We start from the raw sequence: 21,210 nt of genomic DNA on the forward strand, positions 1-21,210 counted from the left end.
TCCGCAGCAAGGAAAGACGAGCCATGGCGAAGATCACCTATATCGAACACAACGGCACCCGGCATGAGGTCGAGGTCAAGCCCGGCATGACCGTGATGGAAGGGGCGCGCGACAACGGCATTCCCGGCATCGACGCCGATTGCGGCGGGGCCTGCGCCTGCTCTACCTGCCACGTCTATGTGGATCCCGCGTGGCTGGAAAAGCTGCCGGCGAAGGACCCGATGGAAGAAGACATGCTGGACTTTGCCTATGAACCCGACCCCCAGCGGTCGCGCCTTACGTGCCAGATCAAGGTGTCCGAAGATCTGGACGGGCTGGTGGTTCAGATGCCCGAACGTCAGATCTGATTCGACGAGAGTTACTGGCATTCAACCGGTTGCAGGCGGGAATGTGGGTGTTCCTCGCCTTCCTATTGACGTGCGGAAACTCGACGAAGGTTCATCGCCGGTCCCGGCCGCAGTCGTGAAGATCACCCCGGTTCCGGCGAAGGGGACCGCGCGGGGACCGGGGTGACTGGCTGGGTGCGGATCTGGTCGTCCTGCCATCTCCGCACAGCCTTCTTGGCGCAATATGATTAATTTGTCGTTAATCGCCGTGGAAAGTTCCGCGGCGCCGCTTCTCATGATGATGTGGTGCCCTGCGCAGGCCGCAGCGCGGACAGGATACGCGCCCAGGACCGCGCGCCCTTCTGAAAGCTGCTGACATCGTATTTCTCGTTCGGAGAATGGATGCGGTCGTCATCGCTTCCAAAACCGATCAGCATCGAATCCATACCCAGGATCTGCTTGAAGTCTCCGGCGATGGGGATCGAGCCGCCCGCCCCGATGAAGGCTGCCTCACGCCCCCATTCTTCGCTCAGCGCGGCTTTCGCGGCATTGAACGCCGGATCGGACACGTCCATGACACTGGCGGGGCTGGCGCCGTGCGGATGAAACTCGACCTCGCAGTCATCAGGCACGAAGCGGCGGACATGGTCGCGAAACGCCGCGCGAACCGCAGCGGGTTCCTGGGATCCGGTCAGCCGGAAGCTGACCTTGGCGCGGGCTTCGGCGGGCAGCACGGTCTTGAAGCCGTCGCCGGCATATCCGCCGGCGATGCCGTTGATCTCGCAGGTGGGGCGGTTCCAGACCATCTCCAGCGGGGTGCGGCCGTCCTCACCGATCGGGATGCGCAACCCGACGCGTTTCAGGAACGCCTCGGCGTCGAAACCCAGGGCCTGCCAGTCGTCGCGCAACGCGTCGTCAAGGTCGTGGACGCCATCGTAGAAACCGGGCAGGGTGACCCGACCTTGCCCATCCTTCAGCGACCCCAGTGCCTGCGCCAGCACCATGATCGGGTTCGCGGCCAGTCCGCCGAAACTGCCCGAATGCAGATCGCGATCGGCGCCGCGAAGGACGACTTCCTCGCCGACCAGCCCGCGCAGTTGGGTGGTGATCGCGGGGCGTCCGTCCGAATACATCGATGTGTCACAGATCATTGCCAGCGACGCGCGCAGATCGTCGGCGTGGTCCTGCAGGAAAGGCCGCAGCGAAGGCGAGCCGGATTCCTCTTCCCCCTCGAACAGCAGGATCAGGTCGGATGGAAGCTGACCGTGCACATCGCGCCAAGCGCGGAATGCCTCGACGAACGTCATTAACTGACCCTTGTCATCCGCCGCACCGCGGCCACGGATGACCTCTCCGTCGTCGGTCGTCTCGACCGCCGGGTCGAACGGCGGGCGGTGCCACAGGTCCAGCGGATCGACCGGCTGGACATCGTAATGTCCGTAGAAAAGCAGGGGTCTTTCCGTACCTGTGTGAGAGCGTGCGACGACCATCGGGTGCCCGGTCGTGTCGTGGATCGTCGCATCGAAACCCAGTTCCGTCAGTTCTTTCTGCAGCCATTCCGCGGCCGAGCGCACATCCTGGCTGTGCGCCGGATCGGTCGAGATCGAGGGAATGCGCAGGAACTCCAGCAGTCTGTCGATGGCGGCCCCGCGCCCCGCATCCAGTCGCGCCAGCACGGCGTCAAGATCCGTTCCTTGCCCCATTTTTCGCATCCTATTTTGACTGATTTCCTTGGTTTTCTATAGGGACTTTGGTCCCGCTGCGACAATTTTGACCTGTCATTTTCAAGAATTGACATGTATCAACGACGTGCCGCGCGTGATCGGAACATGATCGCACCCAGCAAGCTACGCAAGGGAACGCCTGCAATGAATTACGATGCTGCCTTGGATCAGGCGATAGGACGTCTTCATGAAGAAGGCCGCTATCGCACGTTCATCGATATCGAACGTGACAAGGGTCGGTTTCCGCAGGCAGTCTGGACGCGCCCCGATGGCGAGCAGCAGGAAATCACCGTCTGGTGCGGCAACGACTATCTGGGCATGGGCCAGCATCAGGCCGTTCTGTCGGCCATGCACGAGGCCCTCGACGCGGTCGGCGCAGGGTCCGGCGGCACCCGCAATATCAGCGGCACCACCGTCTATCACAAGCGACTGGAAGCCGAACTGGCCGATCTGCATGACAAGGAAGCCGCGCTTGTCTTCTCATCCGCCTACATCGCCAATGACGCCACGCTGTCGACCCTGCCGAAACTGTTTCCGGGCCTAATCATCTATTCCGATGCGCTGAACCATGCCTCGATGATCGAGGGGATCAAGCGCAATGGTGGCGCCAAGCGGATCTTCCGTCACAACGATCTGGACCATCTGCGCGAGTTGCTGCAGTCTGACGATCCTGCCGCGCCAAAGCTGATCGCGTTTGAATCGATCTATTCGATGGACGGCGATTTCGGCCCGGTCGAGGCGATCTGCGATCTGGCCGAGGAATTCGGCGCGCTGACCTATCTGGACGAGGTGCACGCAGTCGGCATGTATGGCCCCCGCGGTGGCGGCGTCGCCGAGCGTGATGGTCTGTCCGGCCGGATCGACCTGATCAACGGAACGCTTGGCAAGGCATTCGGGGTCTTTGGCGGCTATATCGCCGGCTCGGCCAAGCTGTGCGATGCGATCCGGTCCTACGCACCAGGCTTCATCTTCACCACGTCGCTTCCGCCTGCCGTGGCGGCGGGGGCGGCGGCGTCGATCCGTTTCCTGAAAGGCGAAGGCGGACAACATCTGCGTGATGCCCAGCAACTTCATGCTCGGATCCTGAAGATGCGACTGAAATCGCTTGGCATGCCGATCATCGATCACGGCAGCCACATCGTTCCGGTCCATGTCGGCCATCCTGTTCACTGCAAGCAGCTGTCCGACATGCTGCTGCGGGACTATGGAATCTATGTCCAGCCGATCAATTTCCCCACCGTCCCGCGCGGAACGGAACGTCTGCGCTTTACGCCCTCGCCGGTGCATGATCCGAAACAGATCGATCACCTGGTGCGCGCGATGGATGCGCTATGGTCGCACTGTGCGCTGAATCGCAATGAATTGAGCGCGTGACCAAATCGACGGGTGAACTGCTCTCGCCAGCGTGATAACCTTGGCTTAATCAAACCAAGGTAGCGTCCGATTCGGGCGTTCCTGTTACCGGGCAGATGAGGCAAACGGAATGAGCAGGCTGCGGGCTGACGTCCCGGCAGAGGAGAGCGATCGGGTGGAGGAGGTGCATCATTTCCTCGACGATGACACACGCCTTGGCGACATCATGCGAGGCGAGCGCGCCACCTTGGGTAAGTCGCTGCTGGATGTGCAGCGCGAGTTGCGAATCCGCGCCTCCTATGTCGCGGCGATAGAAAATTGCGATGTAACGGCCTTTGATACGCCCAGCTTCGTCTCGGGCTATGTCAGGTCCTATGCGCGCTATCTTGGAATGGACACCGACTGGACGTTCCGGCGGTTCTGTGCCGAATCGGGTTTCCAGCCGACCCACGGAATGGCCGCGTCCGCATCCGGTCCGAAACCGGGCAGGCGTCCTTCCGACCCGGCCGAGGCCTTGGCCAATCCGCACGCGCTGTTTCTGCCCAAGCAGGAAAGCTTCTGGTCGGATGTGGAGCCGCGCGCAATGGGCTCGCTGCTGGTGTTGGTGGCGTTGCTGTGTGGTCTTGCCTATGGCGGGTGGTCTGTCCTGCAAGAGGTTCAGCGTGTGACGTTGACGCCCGGCGACGACAGGCCCGGCGTCGTGACCGCATTGGACCCGGTCGAAGGCGCGTCCATGCCTGATCCTGCGCTTGATATGACGGATGTCGCGGTCCTGGCCCAGAACCTGCCCCAGCCCGAGGCGCTGGACCGGCTTTATCGTCCGCGCACGCTGGAAGCGCCGGTGCTGACCGCGCGCGACGGTCCGATCGCGGCCATCGACCCTGGCCTGAGCCTGCCCGGAGAGCTGTCGCTTGCGTCCTCCGATGTGACCACGCAGGGCGATGCCCCATCACAATCCGCCCCGGCGTCGCGCGCGATGGCCTATGGCCCGCAAATGGCTGATGACGGCGATGAACAATCCGCACCCGTCCGCACCCTGGCCGAGGATGCGCCGCAACTGGAGCTGCTGGCCGCCCGTCCCGCGTGGGTCCGGGTGACGACTGCAGATGGCACCGTGCTGCTGGAAAAGATCATGGATGCAGGCGAGCGCTTTGCACTGCCCAAGCTGGAAGAGGCGCCGCGGCTGCGGACCGGCAATTCCGGGGCCGTGTATTTCGCAGTCAACGGTCAGACCTATGGTCCAGCCGCCCCCGGGCCGCAGGTGGTAAAGAACATCGAACTTGCACCCGACACGCTCAGCGAGAAATTCGCGCTTGCCGATCTGGATGCCGATCCCGAACTTGCGCAGATGGTTTCGATCGCGCAGGCCAGCCCGGCCACGACCGGGCTGGAGGCTCAGGCGACCGAGTAATGTGGTCTGAACCTGTACCGGCCTGATACCCGTCGTCTCGCGTTCGGAATGAAGGGGCAGTGGGCACTTTCACCTTCCATGCGGATGCGCTGTTGCTTCGCGTCCGCGACTGGCTGTCAGCGCAGTATGTGATTGTCCGCAGTCAGCCGTCCCAGCTGCGCTGCAGGACGCCGATCCAGTTTTCGCTGGCGATCTTGCGGATCAGGGCCTCGCCGTATCCATGCGCTGCCATCGCCTGAAGCAACACGGGCAGGGCAGATGCATCGGGCAGATCGCGGGGCATCAATGCCCCATCGAAATCCGATCCAAGCGCCACGCCATCCTCACCCAGGATCGCTAGCAGATGATCCAGATGCCGCAGCATCGTATCCAGATCTTCCAGCGGCAGGCGCTTGCCGTCCTCACGCAGAAAGCTTGACGCATAGTTCAGCCCGACCAGCCCGCCGCTATCGGCGATGACCTGCAATTGCCGGTCGGTCAGGTTGCGGGCGCTGGGGCAGATCTCATGCACGCAACTGTGGCTGGCGACCAGCGGGGCGTCCGACAGTTGCGCGATGTCGTTGAAACCGGCCTCGTTCAGATGCGACAGGTCCAGCATGATCTTCAGCGCGTTGCATTCGCGGACCAGATCCTTGCCAGCCTGCGTCAGGCCGCCGCCGGTATCGGGTCCGGCCGGAAATGCGAAGGGCACTCCCTCGGCGTAGGCAGTCGGCCGCGACCAGACCGGCCCCAATGACCGCAGACCCGCAGCGTGCCACAAATGCAGTGCGTCCATGTCACCGATCGCTTCGGCGCCCTCCATATGCATGATGGCCGCGATCCTGCCGGCATCGATGCTGCGCCGCAGATGGGCGGCATCGGTCACGATTTCCAGCGTCCCGGTCCGCTCCAACGCTTTCAGCGCAGCGGCCTGTCGGAAAGCATGGGGCAGGGCGATGTCATGATCGATCTGGTCGGGCAACGGCAGCGCGAAGGGCGGATTCTGCATCAGGGTGACGGTTTCGGCGTCGTTCGGTCCCGAGGGCGAGGGGATCCAGATCGCGAAAAACCCGCCGACCATGCCGCCCGCGCGCATCCGGGGCAAGTCGAGATGGCCGGTGCCATCGCCTTCCAGCCAGACCCGCGTGCCATCGGCGCCGGCCGCCACGACGCGCTGGATAAAATCGTTGTGGCCGTCGAATACCGGGATCATCGCAAGGCTCCTTAACTGCTTTGTGCCGACCATGCACCGTGCGCGGGGCGGCGACAATGCCCCGCACCTTGGTGGCTTGTCAGCAGGGAAAATCCGCCTAGGCTGGGACAACGGCACAGCCAGAGGGAGGCAAGCCATGCCTGATATCCGTTCCGATTTCGACGGCCAGACCGTCATCTGCACGTTCGAGGTCACGCCGGGCAGCGCCCATGACGTGCTGGATCTGCTGACCGATGCGTGGGATCAGGTGATCCGGGTCCAGCCGGGATTCATCTCTGGCGCCATCCATCTGAACGACGCGCAGACCCGGATCGCCACCTATTCGCAATGGCGCGATCGCAAGGACTACCAGGCGATGCTGCGCACCGATGAAATGCGCGCCCGCAACCGCGCCATCCACTCGATGTGCAAAAGCTTCGAGCCGGTCATGTACGAACTGCAATCTGTCTTCGACGGCTGATGCTGCGTGTGCAAATACCCCGTGCAATCGTGCCAACGGGGCGCTAACGTCCGGTAAAATCACGGTGAAGGAGCGGCAGGCATGGCAGGCAGGATCATCACGGTGGCGCAGCAGAAGGGCGGCTCGGGCAAGACGACGCTGGCTGTGAACCTGGCGGTTGCGCTGCATGGGCGCGGCCATTCCGTGGCCTTGGTCGATACGGATCCGCAAGGCAGCATGGGACGCTGGTTCATTGAGCGGATGCAGGCGCAGGGCGAGGATGAGGCCATGGATTTCTCGACCTCGTCGGCCTGGGGGGCCAGCTACGAATCCGAAAAGCTGAAGAAGCGTTTCGATTATGTGATCGTCGATACGCCGCCAAAGATCGACAGCGATCTGCGACCGGCGCTGCGGGTCGCAGATCTGGTTATGGTGCCGGTTGCGACAAGTCATGTTGATCTGTGGGCGACCGAGGGCGTTCTGGACCTTGCGCGGCGTGAAAAGGCGCCTGTTCTGGTCGTGCTGAATCGCGTCCGTCCGAACACGCGCCTGTCGGTCGAGGTCGCGGAAAAGGCCGTCGAACTGGGCGCGACGGTCGCGAAGACCCAGATCGCCAATCGCGTCGTCTATGCCGAGACCTTGGGCGTGGGGTTGGGTGCGATCGAGCGTGCGCGCACAGGTCCCGCGCGCGACGAGGTGTTGGCACTGACCGACGAGGTTCTGTCGATCATCAGCTGAAATTCCGATATTAGAATATCAACTGCCCTCTCGCAGCCATCCGTGCTACGCTTCTTCAAATCCGAGGAGGAGGCACGGAATGTTTCGTAATCTTGTCGTTTTGTCGGCGCTTGTCGCCGCACCGCAACTGGCGCACGCGCAGGATGCACCCCGCGTGGGGATCACTGCCGACATGGCCAGCGTGACGGTCGAGACGGCCGATGGCCCTGTCGAGATCAAGCGTGAACAGGCCGAGGGGGCGACGCTGGAAGGTGATTGGGCGTTGGTGGGGCGCGACTGCCCGCCATTCTGCATCCAGCCGAATACACCCGCCGAGGGCGTGGAAACCATCGGCGAACTCGAGCTGTTGGACGCCCTGAAGACCGGCAATGCGACGGTGGTGGATTCCCGCACGCCCGACTGGTACGCGACCGGCACGATCCCCGGCGCGATCAATATTCCCTATACTCAGGCGGTCGAACAGCTTGCCAAATTGAGCTGCGAACCAGATTTCGACGGTCAGTTCGACTGTGCCAATGCCGATCGGGCGATCCTGTTCTGCAACGGTCTGTGGTGCGGCCAGTCTCCGACCGCGATCCGGGCGATGATCGATGCGGGCTTTCCCGCCGACCGGATCAGCTATTATCGCGGTGGCATGCAGACCTGGCGGCTTCTGGGACTGACCGTCGCGGGTGGGTCCGGCAACCCGGTGGTCGAGGAAACCACGACCGAGGCTGCCATGGACGGCGCTGCGCCGGTCGAGGAAGACGGGAAATGAAGGGGCATTGGGCGGCCTAGATCGGCAGGATCGCGGGCCCATCCGGCGTGTCGATACGCCGCGCGGTAATTCCGAAGGCGCGGCGCAACAGATCGTCGGTCAGCACCTGATCGGGGGCTCCGTCCGCCAGAACCTGCCCCTTGTCCAGCAGGACAAGGCGCGTGCAGAACCGTGCGGCCATTCCCAGATCATGGATCGAGACCAGCAGACCGCGGCCTTCCGTCGCCAGTGCGCGAAACAGGCGAAGACAAGCAAGCTGCTGCGCTGGATCAAGACCGGCGATGGGTTCGTCCGCGATCAGCAGCGGCGTTTCCTGGGCCAGCGCGCGGGCGATCAGGGCGCGGGTCTGTTCGCCCCCCGACAGGCGCAGGGCGGTGCGCGTCCGGAAATCCTGCAGGTGCATGCGGGCGATCGCCGCGTCGATGGCGGCGCGATCGGCGGGGCCGCGTCCGCCGCCGGGCCAGGGAATACGGCCAAGGGCGATCAGATCCTCGACGCTGACGGGCCAGGCGATCTCGCGCGATTGCGGAAGATAGGCGGCGGCACGCGCCCGGTCGGTCGCCGCCATCGCCGCAAGGTTCGACGCGCCGCTGAACGGGATCAGTCCCAGTGCCGCCTCCATCAGGGTGGATTTGCCCGCCCCGTTGGGTCCGATCAGGCCGACCAGTTCACCGGCCGCCACGCTCAGGCTGACGCGGTCCAGCACCGGTCGGTTGCGGCGGGTGACGGACAGGCCCTGCAGTTCCAGCATCAGACGCGTCCTCCGCTGCGGGTTTTCCAGATCAGGTGCAGAAACAGCGGCGCCCCGACAAGCGCGGTCAGAACCCCCAGCTTCAGATCGCGTTCCGGCAGGATCAGCCGCACCGCAATATCTGCCGCAAGCAGCAGCGCAGCCCCGCCAAGCGCCGAGGCTGGCAGCAGCGCGGATGGCCGTGCCGCAACCCACGGGCGCAGGATATGTGGCACGACCAGCCCGACAAAGCCGATCACCCCGGCAACCGCCGTCGCGGGCCCGACGATCAACGCGACGCCGGCGATCAGTCGCCAGCGCAGACCGGTCGCTGAGACACCCATCGCCGATGCCGCCGATTCCCCCAGTGTCAGCGCGTCCAACCCGCGCCCCGTCGTCCAGATCAGCGCCGCCCCAAGCAGCATCGGCGGCAGCGCCAGCCAGACATGAACCATCGACCGGTCCGCCAGCGATCCCATCAGCCAGAATACGATCTCGTTCGCGGCATAGGGGTTGGGCGACAGGTTCAGGACCAGCGCCGTGCCGGCGCCCGCAAGGGCCGATATGGCGATGCCCGCGAGGATCAGCGTCACAGATCCGCCGCGCGGCCCAGCAAGCGCGACCAGCAGACCGACGCCGATCGCGGCGCCCGTCAGCGCCGTGGCGGGCAGGGCCAGTGCGGTGCCGAGCGATAACCCGGTCTGGATTGCGATGACGGCACCCAATGCCGCCATGCCCGAGACGCCGATCAATCCCGGTTCGGCCAACGGGTTGCGCAGATAGCCCTGCATCGCGGCACCGGTCAGGCCAAGCCCCGCCCCGACCGCCAGGCCAAGAAGGGCGCGGGGTAGCCGGATTTCACGCATCACAATGGGCATCGGGCCGTCGCCGCCCAGGATCAGCGACCGCAGACCGTCCAGCGCACCGATCCCCGCCGGCCCGGTCATCAGAGAAATCGCGAACAGCGCCGCGACAAGCAAGGCGAGGGTGGCGAACAGGGGTTTCACTTCAGCGCCTCGATGGCCCGCAGGACGAAGGGTGTGCCGCAAACCCAGTCGCGGTCGGTGACCTCGGCGGTCTCGGGGGCGATCCGTGCCAGCGCCGGATGATCCAGGATGGCCTCGCCACGCGACTGGCCAGGCCATTTCGCCCCCGTGATCAGCCGGTCGGGTCGCGCCATGACCAGCATTTCCAGCGGCAGGCTGCGAGTGTCGGTGATCCCCAGATCGTCGGCGACATTGCGGTATCCCGCCGCCGTCAGAATCGTGCCGGCCAGCGTGTCGCGCCCTGATGTATAGCCGTTGGCGTAATACAGCGCCGCGCGACCCCGGTCCGCATTGCTATCAGCCAAGATCAGACCGCGTTCGAACCGTGCAAGAACCTCGGCGGCCTTGTCCTCGCGTCCCAGAAGCCCGCCCATGCGCATGATTTCGGCCCGGATCGCGTCGATGTCTTCGGCGGGCGGCAGCACCTCGACCCGGACACCCAGTCTGCGCAGCATCGCGACCGTCGGACCCGACGCATATTGCCCGGCAATGACCAGATCCGGGCGCATGAGATAGATTTCCTCGGCGCGGCCATGATTGATCGGATAGTCCTGCGCCCGATCAGCCATCGGCGACATGCGCGGATCGCGCGCCAGATCACTGACCGAGACCAGTTGCCCCGGCGCCGCCAGCAGCATCGCGATCTGGTCGGTGCACAGATTCATCGACACCACGCGCTGCGGCGCGGCCCCGGCAGAAGAGGCGATGGCTGATCCGGCGGCGGCGATCAGTGCCGCCGTCAGCCAGCGGCGTATGCGGTCAGAACGACGCACGAATGCCCGCATAGACCGACCTGTCCGGCATGCCGTAGCCGTCGTTCAGTTGATATTCCTCATCAAATAGGTTCTCGACCCGCAGATATGCCTCGGCGTTCGGGTGCACGTCATGGGTCAGCAGCAGATCGACGGTGGTGAAATCGCCCATGTCATTTGGACGCTTTGCGACGTGCTGAAGCGCGATTTCGGCCTTCGTTCCGGTCGCGAACGCCTTCTGGAACCCCAGGTTCAGGACTTGTTGCGGCACTTCTGCCCATTCCGAAGCGACCTGATTATCGGTGTAGGTGAAGCTGCCCGTCACCGCGTAGCCTAGGCCAAATGCGTGACGTCCGTCCAACTCGACTCCCCTGCGCCGCGCCTTGCCATCGACCTGCGCATAGCAGCCGAATGGTTGGCCACAGGCGGTCGAAGCCGGATCGAACCCGATCAGGCTGTCGGCCTCGGTCCAGAAGGCGGTCGCACGCATATACCCGTCATCGGCCCAACGTTTTTCAATGCCGATTTCGGCGGTGCGGCTTTCTTCACGATCCAGGCCCGCATCGCCATAAGGTCCAAACAGTTCATAAAGCGAGGGCGCGCGGAAACCGTTGCCGAAAGCCGCGCGAAGCAGAAGATCTTCGCGGACCCGCCAGACCCCTGCCAACCGGCCCGATGTGAACCCGCCGAACCGCGAGTGGTCGTCGCGCCGCAGCGAGGCGCTGAGGTCGATATCGGTGCCCACCGGGGCGCTTAGCTGCCCGAAGACCCCTGAAAGCCGGGTATCACCCAGGCCGTCCGCCTTTTCCTTTTCGGACTCGGCCCCGAACACCACGCGCGCGCCGGACGCACCGATATCGGTCGCACCCTGCCAGGACAGCTTGTCGCGGGTTCCGACGAACGGCGTTGAAAATCCGTTCGACCAGCTTGTGCGGTCGATATGATACCGGGTCAGCGCGACTTGGTGATCGACGGCACCTGTTGTGAAATCCGCGAACGCCCGCAGGCCATAGGATGACTTTTCAGAATAATCGTCACCCGGCGTGCCCGCGGCATCGCCTTCGAAATCGTCAAAGTCGCCCGTGCTGTCTTCCCAGAACCCGTTCAGGCCGATCCTTGCGCCATTTTGCAGCCTGTGCGCGGCATAGAAGGTAAGGCGCGTCGCGTCATAACCATCCTCCTCGAAATTGCCGTCATTCTCGTCGCGTGCGGAGAATCCATCGCTGTGAATTCGCGTCGCGGAAAAGGCCAGATCGGTGTCATCCTGCCGCAGCGTGACCCCATAGCCGGCCTGAAGGGTATTGTAACTGCCTGCCTCTATCGAGAAGCTGTGTTGAAGCCCGTCTTCCGTTGGTCGCAGCGACTGAAGGTTCAGAACCCCGGCCACCGCACGAGAGCCGTAGAGTGCGGATTGTGCGCCACGCAGCAATTCGACCCTGCCGATGGACGCGGTCGTCAGACCACCGATATCGAAATAGGGCTGTCCGGCGGCGGGATCGGAAATATCGATTCCGTCTATGATCGTCGGCAGATACTGGGCAGGCGCGCCGCGAAGCTGAATTGACCCGGTGGTGCCAAGCGACCCCGATTGCCGCCAGGTCACGCCGGGCAGTCGGGTCAGGCTGCGCGCCAGCGGCTGCCCGGCCCGGTCAGCAAGCTGCGCATCGGTCAGGATCGATACCGAACTGCCGGATCGGCTGAGTTCGGTTTCCTCCAGATTGGCGGTCAGGGTGATTTCAGGCAGCACATAGGTTTCCTGCGCTGTGGCGGGCAGGGCGGTCGCGGCTGAGGTCGCGGCCAGGATGGCAAGATGTTTCACGAGATAGGGTCCTTCCGGTCGCCCGGGGCGGGCGCGATGCGTGTTGTCCGGAAGAGATTCTGCCGGACGGCGAATACCACCACGACGGAAGATCCGCTTCGCACATGCCCCACGCATGCACTCAGGGTGATCGCCTTCGGCAGGTCTCCTGACTTCGCGGGTCATGGCTTGGCCGGACCTTCCCATCCGCGCGGATGCGGACAGTGGCATTTTCCGGCCTCGCTCGCCGCTGACAGTTGCGGGGGCAGCTGCGGAGTTGCACCGCATTCCCTTTTCACCGGGCATGGCCCGGAACCGAGGCAGGGCGGGGTTAACCCAGCCTCTGGATTCGCGCAAGGATTAAACGCGCTTATGCGATCGGGGCGGGCAGACTGATGCGCGCGATGACCGGAAAATGGTCGCTGATCTTCCAGTACTCGGTCCCCGCCGCCGTCTCGCGCGGGATCGCGGCCTCGGTGACCCAGCCGGCCGGCGCGTTGCGAGAATACAGGATATGGTCGATCCAGACCCGGTGATGAGTGTCGTTGAAGATCGGATCGGGAAAGCGCGTGGTACTGAGGTCGCTGAAATCGAGGCCGTCCCGATCCTTGACCGGCAGGCTGTCGTACAGCGCGTTGCCAAGTGTCAGCACGGGCTTCCAGACCGATCCCATCAGGGTCTCGACGCCCGATGCCAGCAGGCGCATCTCGGACGTGTCAAAACCCGGACCGTCGTTGATGTCGCCGCAGACGACCAGAGGTATCCCCGAGGTCTCGGCCGCGGTCAGATAGGGGTCCAGGAAATGTGTCCGGATATGGCGGCACTGTGCCAGCAGTCGGCGGCGGTTGGCGTCGGCAAGTTGCCACCATTTCGACCATTCATAGGCCTGAAAAATTCCCTTGGATTTCAGATGCAGCCCCAGCACGCGGAACGAGCGACCATTGGCGGGCCGGATCTCGACATAAAGTGGACGGCGCTCGTAGCGGAACCATTCGAAGACGCCATCTTCCTCGATATCCAGGAAGAACGGTTCCGACGCTGCGTGAATGCTGCCGGAGGCTGGATCCTCGCTGTCCCAGAAGATCGCGGGCGGATCTGCGAACCGGCCGCGATCGGTGCGCAGCGCGATACCCACACATTGCGCAGAGCCCAGACGGCGGCCGTCGGCGCCGGGCCGCGACTGATAACGGGATCGCTGCACATGGCAAAGCCATTCCCCCGGCGCCAGCGCGTCGAAGATCGCCTGCAGTTCGGAGGTCAGATTCGGTCCCTCGACCACGACGATGGCGTCGGCATCCAGATCGGCCAGCCCCTCGGCGATCAGCGCGCTGCGTGCGGCCACGGTCGGGTTCTCGGTCTGCCAGGGTGGCTTGGGTCCGCGCACCCGTGCATCGTCCGGCTTCAGGACCGGCTGACCCTGATCGTCGGTCGTCACCATGTCGTTCAGCCATTCCAGATTCCAGACGGCAAGTTTCATGACAGGGCCTCATCGGTCGCAACAGGATGATATTGCGATCCTATCATGAAAGCCGCGTGACGGCGCGTCCCGTGTCAGCGGCAGATCGCGTTGACCCATTCCGGCACCGTTGCCGAAGCCGGGCCGTGGATGCGGCGGTCGAAATCGCGGGCGTTGGCGCTGTCGTCCAGATTGAACTCCAGACATTCCGCGCCCATCCTGCCCGCGTGCTGCGCAAATCCCGCCGCCGGATAGACATTGCCCGAGGTGCCGATCGCTGCGAAGATGTCGGCCGCCTCAAGCGCCTGCCAGATCCGTTCCATGTGATAGGGCATCTCGCCGAACCAGACGATGTCGGGCCGCGTCGCGGGTTTGTTGCAGCGCGGACAGGGATCAGTTGCCGACATCGCCGCAGGTGCGTCCCAGCGATGTTCGCATGCCGCACACAGCGCGCGGCGCAGGCTGCCATGCATGTGGATCACGTCGGAACTGCCCGCGCGTTCGTGCAGCTCATCGACATTCTGCGTGACCAGGGTCAGATCGTGATGGCGGGCCAGTTCGACAAGCGCGCGGTGGGCCGGGTTCGGATGCGCGGCGGCGGCCCTGGTCCGACGGGCATTGTAAAAGCCATGCACCAGATCAGGGTCCCGGGCAAAGGCCTCGGGGGTGGCGACATCCTCGATCCGGTGTTGTTCCCACAGCCCGTCGCTGGCGCGAAAGGTGGCAAGCCCGCTTTCGGCGGAAATGCCTGCGCCTGTCAGGACGGTGATGTGCATTCACTCAGCGGCAATATGCCTCGGCCGCGCCTGCGAATTTCTTGTAGCGCGCCCAGAATGCGTTGTCGGCGTTGCTTTTCGACATGCGCACGACCTGCGCCTGATGCGGGTCGCGGAAGAAATCGGCCGCGCGGCGCTGATCGGAACGCGACAGCGTCTGGTTGGCGACCTGCTGGATGCAACCGCACAGCGGGGCGTTGCCGCGCGCGCGGTCTGATCTGATGCATGCACTGTCGATGGGGCCGGCCATGGCCAGCGGAGCGGTCATCATCACGGCGGCGGCCGCGATCACGATGCGATTCAGCATGGACTGTCTCCTCGGGTTCCTGAACCTATCCTCTGCGAGAGGGGTGCCGGCTGGACCGGTCTCGATGCCCTCTTCATAGTCCCAAGTCATAGCAAAAACGTTAAGCTCGCTCAATCACCACGATGAGAGCGTCCGTGATCTTCCGATCCGGCGCGGCGCTGCGGTCAGTGACCGGTGTGGCGATGCCCACCGCCGGCAAGATATTCGATGCGGGATCAACGCCCTGCCGCCGGCTGTCTTCATGGATGCGCCGTGGCCCGACGCATTTGACAACCGCGACGCGCCATGATCTCGGTGCGCCTTGCCGCGGGTGCTGCGGCATCTGGACGCAGGAGGGGACGATGATCGACGCGATCGGGCTGGATGCCGATGATACGCTGTGGGAGAACGAGACCTTCTTCCGCGTCACGGAAGCCCAGTTCGCAGCGCTGCTTGCCGATCACTGCGATCCCGACACCGTGGCAAGCCGGCTTTATGAGACCGAGCGGCGCAACCTTCAGCGTTACGGATACGGCATCAAGGGCTTCATGCTGTCGATGGTGCAGACCGCAATCGAATTGACGGATGCCCGGATCGATGGTTGCGCCATCGCCCGCATCCTTGAACTGGGCCAGGACATGCTGGCCCACCCGGTTCACCTGATCGAGGGGGTTGAGGACGCGCTTGCGGATCTGGACGGGCGCCGGCTGTTCCTGATCACCAAAGGCGATCTGATGGACCAGGAGCGCAAGATCGCCGCATCGGGTCTGGCCGAGCGTTTCCACGCGGTCGAAATTCTTGTCGACAAGACACCCGAGGCCTATGCTCGCATTCTGTCGCGTCACGGCGTTGCGCCTGACAGGTTCATGATGGCCGGTAATTCGATGCGCAGCGATGTGCTGCCGGTGGTCGAACTGGGCGGGCACGGCGTCTTCATTCCGCATGATCTGACCTGGCTGGCCGAACAGGCCGAGGCGTCGGATCATCCGCGGCTGCATCATCTGGACGCGATTGCCGACCTGCCGCAGTTGGTCGCAAGGGTGGAGGACGGTGCATGACGCCCAATGCCCGCGCTGCTGCCCTGATGACGCTGGGGATGGCCGCCTTCGCGTGCGAGGATGCGCTGCTGAAGCTGCTGTCGCGCGGCATCTCGATCGGGCAGTTGCTGCTGATGATCGGCTTTGCCGGGATGGTGGTGTTCGGGGCCTGGGTGGCGCGCAGTGCGGAAGGTCTGCGCTGGCGCGACCTGCTGCATCGCGGCGTCCTGCTGCGCAACCTATCCGAGGCGATTTGCGGCGTCTGCTTTCTGACCGCTTTGTCGGTCGGTGATCTCAGCATCGCATCGGCGATCCTGCAGGCGCTGCCGCTGCTGATGACATTGGGGGCCGCGCTGGTGCTGGGCGAACCTGTAGGCTGGCGCCGCTGGAGTTCGATCATCGTTGGGCTGATCGGCGTGATGATGATCGTGAGGCCAGGCACCGATGCCTTCCAGCCAGGGTCAGTTCTGGCCCTGGTGGCGGTAGTCGCGCTGGCGGTGCGCGATCTGGTGACGCGGCAACTGCCCGCGCGGATCGGCTCGGGGTTGCTGACCGCTTCGGCCTTTGGGTCGATGTCCGTGGCGGGCGCGGTTCTGGTCCTGATCGGCGGGCAAAACATGGTGATGCCGAACCCGGTCGAAGCCGGGATGATGGCTGTCTCGCTGGGGTTCGGGCTGCTGGGATACATGACCATGGTGATCGCCACACGGATCGGCGAGATCGGCGCGATCGCACCGTTCCGATATTCGCGGCTGGTCTTCGCGATCATTCTGGGCGTTCTGGTCTTCGCCGAACGGCCGGACGGCTGGACGCTGGCCGGGGCGGCGATCATCGCGTTCGCCGGCGGCTATGCCATGTGGCGCGAGGCAAGGCTGCGCCGGCGCCCGCGTCGCGCACCCGCCAGCAGTCTGACTCGGCCAGGCTGAGGTGTGCCGACGGGCACGGCACTCGTTTCAGGCTTTCGGATAGCCGATACCCTTCAGCGCCGTCCTGATCTCGTCCAGGATCGCCGGGTCGTCGATCGTGGCGGGTGTTCTGAAATCCTCGCCATCCGCGATCTTGACCATTGTGGCGCGCAGGATCTTGCCCGACCGGGTCTTGGGCAGACGGTCCACCACGCAGGCCAGCTTGAAGGCCGCGACCGGTCCGATCTGGTCGCGCACGCGGGCGACGACCTCGCGCATCACCTGGTCGTCGGGCGTCTCGACGCCTTTCTTGAGACACAGGAAACCCAGCGGCATCTGTCCCTTCAGACTGTCCGCGACGCCGATGACCGCGCATTCGGCGACGGCCGGATGACCCGACAGCACCTCTTCCATCGCGCCGGTGGACAGGCGGTGACCGGCGACATTGATGACGTCGTCGGTGCGCGCCATGATGTAAAGATATCCGTCCTCGTCGACATAACCCGCATCGCCGGTCTCGTAGTAGCCGGGAAAGTGATCCAGATAGGCCCTGCGGAACCGGTCTTCGGCGTTCCACAGCGAGGGCAGCGTGCCCGGCGGCAACGGCAGCCTGATCGCGATGGCGCCAAGCGTTCCGGGTTCGACCGGATGCCCGGCCTCGTCCAGAACCTGCACGTCATAGCCGGGCATCGCGACCGAAGGACTGCCTTTCTTGATCGGCAGCTTTTCGACCCCGAACGGATTGGCGGCGATGGCCCAGCCCGTTTCGGTTTGCCACCAGTGATCGATCACCGGCAGATGCAGCTGATCTTCCAGCCACTGGATCGTGTCCGGATCGGCGCGTTCCCCGGCCAGAAATACCGCCTGCAGGCTGGACAGATCATAGTCCCGGATCAGTTCACCTTTTGGATCCTCGCGCTTGACGGCGCGTATCGCGGTCGGCGCGGTAAAGAAGGATTTCACCCCATGATCCTGGATCACCCGCCAGAACGTGCCGGCATCGGGCGTGCCGACGGGCTTGCCCTCGAAGACGATGGTGGTGGCACCCGCGATCAGCGGGCCATAGCAGATATAGCTGTGGCCCACGACCCAGCCGACATCGGATGCCGCCCAGAAGACATCGCCGGCATCGACGCCGTAGATGTTCCTCATCGTCCAGTTCAGCGCGACCAGATGGCCTGCGGTGTGGCGGATCACGCCTTTCGGCTGACCGGTCGTGCCGGACGTATAAAGGACATAGGCCGGGTGGTTGCCTTCGACCGGCACGCAATCTGCAGGGGCGACGCCGTGCTGGAATTCGTGCCAGGCCACATCGCGGCCCGGTGTCAGCCCGGCGACTTCCTGTTCACGCTGAAAGATGACGCAGAAATCGGGCTTGTGCCTGGCCTCGTCGATGGCGGCATCCAGCAACGGCTTGTAGTGGATCACCCGTCCCGGCTCCAGCCCGCAGGACGCTGCAATGATCGCCTTGGGCTGTGCGTCGTCGATCCGGACGGCCAGTTCATGCGCGGCGAAGCCGCCGAACACGACCGAGTGGATCGCCCCCAGCCGCGCGCAGGCCAGCATCGCCTCCAGCGCCTCGGGGATCATTGGCATGTAGATGATCACGCGGTCGCCCTTTTCGATGCCCTTGGCGCGCAGCGCGCCGGCAAGGCTGGCCACGCGTGACTGCAGCTCGCGGAAGGTGATGCCGCGGGCTGAGTGGGTGATCGGGCTGTCATGGATGATCGCCAGTTGATCGCCGCGACCGGCCTCGACATGGCGATCGACCGCGTTCCAGCAGGTGTTCACCATGCCGTCGGCAAACCATTCGCCCACGGGCCCCTGATCGAAATAGGCCCTGCTGGGGCGGCTGTCCCAGTCGATCTTGTCGGCGGCCTGCATCCAGAAACCTTCCGGATCTGATTTCCAGCCGTCATAGATGTCGCTGTATGCCATCTTATGCCCCCTCCTTGACGCTGCCCGAAGTGTTACGGGGCGCTCAGGCTGTCGCGCAACAGTGTTAGCGGGATCGGAAACGGGACCGCGACGAAAATTCGCTAAACATGCCAGGCAAAGTTTGCAAACAGCGCGGCGCTGCAAAATCGACTTCGCGCCGCGCCGAAGTTTGCAAAAACAACGGTGATTGCGTGTCAGAAGCGGCGGGGGTGATTCGCCCGCGCCGCTTCTGTCATGGGTCAACTGTAATGGGCGACCGGGGTCCCTGCCAGCACGCTCATGTTCAACAGACCGCGCGTCGTGATCGACGGTGTCACGATATGGGCGCGGTTGCCCATTCCCATCAGGATCGGGCCGACCTCCAGACCATTGGCACGCATCTTCAGGGCGTTGCGCACACCCGATGCGGCGTCCGTGCCCGGGAAGACGAGAACATTCGCGGCACCTTCCAGGCGCGAGCCTGGGAAGATCCGTTCGCGCAGCGCAGGGTCCAGCGCCGCATCGACATGCATTTCACCGTCATACATGAAGTCCGGCTCGCGCGCGTCCAGCAGCGCCAGCGCTTCGCGCATCTTGCGGCCCGTATAGGTGTCGAGGTTGCCGAATTGCGAATGGGCGCACAGCGCGATCTTGGGCGTCAGGCCGAAGCGGCGGACATGGCGCGCGGCACCCAGCACGGTTTCCATGATCTCTTCGGGCGTGGGGTCGTTGTGGCACTGCGTGTCGGCAATGAACAACGGCCCGTCTTCAAGAATGATCATAGACAAGGCGCCGACCGGATGCAGCCCGCCGCGAGCAAGCACCTGGCTGATATATTGCAGATGCCAGTTATACTGTCCGAACGTGCCGCAGATCAGGCTGTCGGCCTCGCCCCGGTGAACCATCACGGCGGCGATGGCGGTGGTGTTGGTGCGCATGATCGCCCGGGCGATGTCTGGGCTGACGCCGCGCCGCGCCATCAGTTGGTGATATGTCTCCCAATAATCGCGATAGCGGGGATCGTTCTCGGGGTTCACGATCTCGAAATCCTTGTCGGGACGGATCGGCAGTCCGGCGCGTTCGGCGCGGGTCGAGATGACATCGGGACGGCCGATCAGGATCGGCACGTCGGTCGTCTCTTCCAGCATCGCGTTGGCGGCGCGCAGCACGCGTTCGTCCTCGCCTTCGGCGAAGACCAGCCGACGCTGGGTCGTGGCGGCTGCTTCGAAGACCGGGCGCATGATCAGCGCCGAACGGAAGACCGATCCGTCCAGATTGCGCTTGTAGGCGTCCAGATCCTCGATCGGACGGGTGGCTACCCCTGATTCCATCGCCGCGCGCGCGACCGAGCTGGAGACGATACCGACGAGACGGGGATCGAACGGTTTGGGGATCAGGTAATCAGCCCCGAAGGTCAGCGTCTCGCCGCGATAGGCCGCTGCGGCCTCGGCGGCGGTTGTGGCGCGCGCCAGGGCCGCGATGCCTTCGACGCAGGCGATCTCCATCTCGTCGTTGATGGTCGTCGCGCCGACATCCAGGGCGCCGCGGAAGATGAACGGGAAGCACAGGACATTGTTGACCTGGTTCGGAAAGTCGCTGCGGCCGGTGGCGATGATTGCATCGGGCGCGACGCTGCGCACATCGTCTGGCAGGATCTCCGGCGTCGGGTTGGCAAGCGCGAAGATGATCGGACGTTCGGCCATTTTCTGGACCATCTCGGGCTTCAGCACGCCGGGTCCCGAAAGCCCAAGGAACAGGTCCGCGCCGTCGATCACCTCGGACAGGGTCCGCAGGTCGCTGGCTTGCGCGAATTCGGACTTCTGCGGGTTCATGTCTTCGACGCGGCCCTCATGCACCAACCCGTTAATATCGCATAGCCAGACATTCTCGCGCTTGACGCCCAGTTTCAGCAGCATGTTCAGGCAGGCGATTCCAGCCGCCCCGCCGCCGGTCGAGACGACCTTGATATCCTCGAACGTCTTGCCAGCCACGCGCAGCGCGTTCGTGGCGGCGGCGCCGACGACGATGGCGGTGCCGTGCTGGTCGTCGTGAAAGACCGGGATGTTCATCCGTTCGCGGCACAGCTTCTCGACGATGAAACAGTCTGGCGCCTTGATGTCTTCCAGGTTGATCGCACCGAAGGTCGGTTCCAGCGCGCAGACGATATCGGCAAGCTTCTCGGGATCGGACTGGTCCACCTCGATGTCGAAGCAGTCGATATTCGCGAATTTCTTGAACAGGACCGCCTTGCCCTCCATCACGGGCTTGGAGGCGGCGGCGCCGATATTGCCCAGGCCAAGCACGGCTGTGCCGTTCGACACCACGGCGACCAGGTTGCCGCGTGCGGTATAGCGGCTGGCGGTTGCCGGATCGGCCTTGATTTCCAGGCAGGCTTCGGCGACGCCCGGTGAATAGGCGCGGCTGAGATCGCGTCCATTCGCCAACGGCTTCGTCGCTCGGATCTCGAGTTTGCCGGGCCGCGGAAATTCGTGATAATCCAGTGCCGCCTGACGCGCGTTGTCCTGCCTGCGATCTTCCATCCTTGCCCCTCCGTCTGGGAATTTAGT

19 protein-coding genes and 1 riboswitch are annotated in these 21,210 nt (G+C 64.1%); of the genes, 8 read left to right on the forward strand and 11 right to left on the reverse strand.

Annotated features, from left to right (window positions below; translation table 11 throughout):
* The first annotated feature begins 23 nt into the window (after positions 1–23).
* Positions 24–347, forward strand: a complete 324-nt coding sequence (locus MU516_RS04120; RefSeq protein ID WP_260275923.1) for a 2Fe-2S iron-sulfur cluster-binding protein — start codon at positions 24–26, stop codon at positions 345–347.
* Positions 348–619: 272 nt separating this feature from the next.
* Here the strand turns inward: MU516_RS04120 and MU516_RS04125 are convergent, their stop codons facing one another.
* The gene (locus MU516_RS04125) at positions 620–2,029 is read right to left on the reverse strand and encodes a M20/M25/M40 family metallo-hydrolase (RefSeq protein WP_260275924.1); all 1,410 of its coding nucleotides are present in this window, start codon (positions 2,027–2,029) and stop codon (positions 620–622) included.
* A gap of 165 nt (positions 2,030–2,194) precedes the next feature.
* Between MU516_RS04125 and hemA the strand changes: the two genes are divergently transcribed.
* Both hemA and MU516_RS04135 read left to right on the forward strand, forming a co-directional pair.
* Entirely contained in the window at positions 2,195–3,424 is a 1,230-nt protein-coding gene (gene hemA, locus MU516_RS04130) for a 5-aminolevulinate synthase (RefSeq protein WP_260275926.1), read from the forward strand.
* Positions 3,425–3,533: 109 nt separating this feature from the next.
* Positions 3,534–4,814, forward strand: coding sequence for a helix-turn-helix domain-containing protein (locus tag MU516_RS04135; protein WP_260275927.1), 1,281 nt, complete (start codon positions 3,534–3,536; stop codon positions 4,812–4,814).
* A 142-nt stretch (positions 4,815–4,956) separates the two neighbouring features.
* Here MU516_RS04135 and MU516_RS04140 read toward each other — a convergent pair whose 3' ends face one another.
* Positions 4,957–6,006 (reverse strand): dipeptidase, encoded by a 1,050-nt coding sequence (locus MU516_RS04140; RefSeq protein ID WP_260275928.1) that lies wholly within the window; start codon positions 6,004–6,006, stop codon positions 4,957–4,959.
* A 136-nt stretch (positions 6,007–6,142) separates the two neighbouring features.
* On the opposite strand from MU516_RS04140, the gene MU516_RS04145 reads away from it, so the two are divergent.
* The 3 genes from MU516_RS04145 to MU516_RS04155 all read left to right on the forward strand — a co-directional run bounded on the left by MU516_RS04145 (position 6,143) and on the right by MU516_RS04155 (position 7,940).
* On the forward strand, positions 6,143–6,466 hold the full coding sequence (locus MU516_RS04145) for an antibiotic biosynthesis monooxygenase family protein (RefSeq protein WP_209055045.1): 324 nt from the start codon (positions 6,143–6,145) through the stop codon (positions 6,464–6,466).
* 81 nt (positions 6,467–6,547) lie between these two features.
* Positions 6,548–7,183 carry a ParA family partition ATPase gene (gene parA / locus MU516_RS04150; protein ID WP_260275929.1) on the forward strand — a complete coding sequence of 212 codons (636 nt, stop codon included), beginning with the start codon at positions 6,548–6,550 and terminating at the stop codon, positions 7,181–7,183.
* 79 nt (positions 7,184–7,262) lie between these two features.
* Complete coding sequence (locus MU516_RS04155) at positions 7,263–7,940, forward strand: rhodanese-like domain-containing protein (RefSeq protein WP_260275930.1); 678 nt, start codon at positions 7,263–7,265, stop codon at positions 7,938–7,940.
* A 16-nt stretch (positions 7,941–7,956) separates the two neighbouring features.
* Here the strand turns inward: MU516_RS04155 and MU516_RS04160 are convergent, their stop codons facing one another.
* From MU516_RS04160 to MU516_RS04190, 7 genes are all read right to left on the reverse strand, one after another.
* Positions 7,957–8,691 (reverse strand): ABC transporter ATP-binding protein, encoded by a 735-nt coding sequence (locus MU516_RS04160; RefSeq protein WP_260275931.1) that lies wholly within the window; start codon positions 8,689–8,691, stop codon positions 7,957–7,959.
* Positions 8,691–9,677 carry a FecCD family ABC transporter permease gene (locus tag MU516_RS04165; RefSeq protein ID WP_260275932.1) on the reverse strand — a complete coding sequence of 329 codons (987 nt, stop codon included), beginning with the start codon at positions 9,675–9,677 and terminating at the stop codon, positions 8,691–8,693. The genes MU516_RS04160 and MU516_RS04165 overlap by 1 nt, the downstream gene beginning before the upstream one ends.
* Positions 9,674–10,501 carry an ABC transporter substrate-binding protein gene (locus tag MU516_RS04170; protein ID WP_260275933.1) on the reverse strand — a complete coding sequence of 276 codons (828 nt, stop codon included), beginning with the start codon at positions 10,499–10,501 and terminating at the stop codon, positions 9,674–9,676. The genes MU516_RS04165 and MU516_RS04170 overlap by 4 nt, the downstream gene beginning before the upstream one ends.
* Entirely contained in the window at positions 10,476–12,287 is a 1,812-nt protein-coding gene (locus tag MU516_RS04175) for a TonB-dependent receptor plug domain-containing protein (protein ID WP_260275934.1), read from the reverse strand. The genes MU516_RS04170 and MU516_RS04175 overlap by 26 nt, the downstream gene beginning before the upstream one ends.
* Positions 12,288–12,408: 121 nt before the next feature.
* Positions 12,409–12,601: riboswitch (cobalamin riboswitch) on the reverse strand.
* A 35-nt stretch (positions 12,602–12,636) separates the two neighbouring features.
* Entirely contained in the window at positions 12,637–13,743 is a 1,107-nt protein-coding gene (locus MU516_RS04180) for an endonuclease/exonuclease/phosphatase family protein (RefSeq protein WP_260275935.1), read from the reverse strand.
* A 74-nt stretch (positions 13,744–13,817) separates the two neighbouring features.
* Positions 13,818–14,498, reverse strand: a complete 681-nt coding sequence (locus MU516_RS04185) for an NAD-dependent deacylase (protein WP_260275936.1) — start codon at positions 14,496–14,498, stop codon at positions 13,818–13,820.
* 4 nt (positions 14,499–14,502) lie between these two features.
* Complete coding sequence (locus MU516_RS04190) at positions 14,503–14,805, reverse strand: hypothetical protein (protein ID WP_260275937.1); 303 nt, start codon at positions 14,803–14,805, stop codon at positions 14,503–14,505.
* Between the two features lie 341 nt (positions 14,806–15,146).
* On the opposite strand from MU516_RS04190, the gene MU516_RS04195 reads away from it, so the two are divergent.
* Both MU516_RS04195 and MU516_RS04200 read left to right on the forward strand, forming a co-directional pair.
* Positions 15,147–15,842 carry an HAD family hydrolase gene (locus MU516_RS04195; RefSeq protein ID WP_260275938.1) on the forward strand — a complete coding sequence of 232 codons (696 nt, stop codon included), beginning with the start codon at positions 15,147–15,149 and terminating at the stop codon, positions 15,840–15,842.
* Positions 15,839–16,747 (forward strand): DMT family transporter, encoded by a 909-nt coding sequence (locus MU516_RS04200; protein WP_260275939.1) that lies wholly within the window; start codon positions 15,839–15,841, stop codon positions 16,745–16,747. Before MU516_RS04195 ends, MU516_RS04200 begins: the two co-directional genes overlap by 4 nt.
* A gap of 27 nt (positions 16,748–16,774) precedes the next feature.
* Here the strand turns inward: MU516_RS04200 and MU516_RS04205 are convergent, their stop codons facing one another.
* Together MU516_RS04205 and MU516_RS04210 are read right to left on the reverse strand one after the other, a co-directional pair.
* The gene (locus MU516_RS04205) at positions 16,775–18,664 is read right to left on the reverse strand and encodes a propionyl-CoA synthetase (RefSeq protein WP_260275940.1); all 1,890 of its coding nucleotides are present in this window, start codon (positions 18,662–18,664) and stop codon (positions 16,775–16,777) included.
* 239 nt (positions 18,665–18,903) lie between these two features.
* Positions 18,904–21,183: an NADP-dependent malic enzyme gene (locus MU516_RS04210; protein ID WP_260275941.1), complete on the reverse strand. Its 2,280-nt coding sequence runs from the start codon at positions 21,181–21,183 to the stop codon at positions 18,904–18,906.
* Positions 21,184–21,210 lie beyond the last annotated feature (27 nt).

Source organism: Paracoccus maritimus (assembly GCF_025195095.1).
Lineage (GTDB): Bacteria > Pseudomonadota > Alphaproteobacteria > Rhodobacterales > Rhodobacteraceae > Paracoccus > Paracoccus maritimus.

Coding starts and splice junctions, on each gene's coding strand:
- MU516_RS04120 (WP_260275923.1), top strand. CDS start 24: ATGGCGAAGATCACCTATATCGAACACAACGGCACCCGGCATGAGGTC.
- MU516_RS04125 (WP_260275924.1), bottom strand. CDS start 2,029: ATGGGGCAAGGAACGGATCTTGACGCCGTGCTGGCGCGACTGGATGCG.
- hemA (WP_260275926.1), top strand. CDS start 2,195: ATGAATTACGATGCTGCCTTGGATCAGGCGATAGGACGTCTTCATGAA.
- MU516_RS04135 (WP_260275927.1), top strand. CDS start 3,534: ATGAGCAGGCTGCGGGCTGACGTCCCGGCAGAGGAGAGCGATCGGGTG.
- MU516_RS04140 (WP_260275928.1), bottom strand. CDS start 6,006: ATGATCCCGGTATTCGACGGCCACAACGATTTTATCCAGCGCGTCGTG.
- MU516_RS04145 (WP_209055045.1), top strand. CDS start 6,143: ATGCCTGATATCCGTTCCGATTTCGACGGCCAGACCGTCATCTGCACG.
- parA (WP_260275929.1), top strand. CDS start 6,548: ATGGCAGGCAGGATCATCACGGTGGCGCAGCAGAAGGGCGGCTCGGGC.
- MU516_RS04155 (WP_260275930.1), top strand. CDS start 7,263: ATGTTTCGTAATCTTGTCGTTTTGTCGGCGCTTGTCGCCGCACCGCAA.
- MU516_RS04160 (WP_260275931.1), bottom strand. CDS start 8,691: ATGCTGGAACTGCAGGGCCTGTCCGTCACCCGCCGCAACCGACCGGTG.
- MU516_RS04170 (WP_260275933.1), bottom strand. CDS start 10,501: ATGCGGGCATTCGTGCGTCGTTCTGACCGCATACGCCGCTGGCTGACG.
- MU516_RS04180 (WP_260275935.1), bottom strand. CDS start 13,743: ATGAAACTTGCCGTCTGGAATCTGGAATGGCTGAACGACATGGTGACG.
- MU516_RS04185 (WP_260275936.1), bottom strand. CDS start 14,498: ATGCACATCACCGTCCTGACAGGCGCAGGCATTTCCGCCGAAAGCGGG.
- MU516_RS04190 (WP_260275937.1), bottom strand. CDS start 14,805: ATGCTGAATCGCATCGTGATCGCGGCCGCCGCCGTGATGATGACCGCT.
- MU516_RS04195 (WP_260275938.1), top strand. CDS start 15,147: ATGATCGACGCGATCGGGCTGGATGCCGATGATACGCTGTGGGAGAAC.
- MU516_RS04200 (WP_260275939.1), top strand. CDS start 15,839: ATGACGCCCAATGCCCGCGCTGCTGCCCTGATGACGCTGGGGATGGCC.
- MU516_RS04205 (WP_260275940.1), bottom strand. CDS start 18,664: ATGGCATACAGCGACATCTATGACGGCTGGAAATCAGATCCGGAAGGT.
- MU516_RS04210 (WP_260275941.1), bottom strand. CDS start 21,183: ATGGAAGATCGCAGGCAGGACAACGCGCGTCAGGCGGCACTGGATTAT.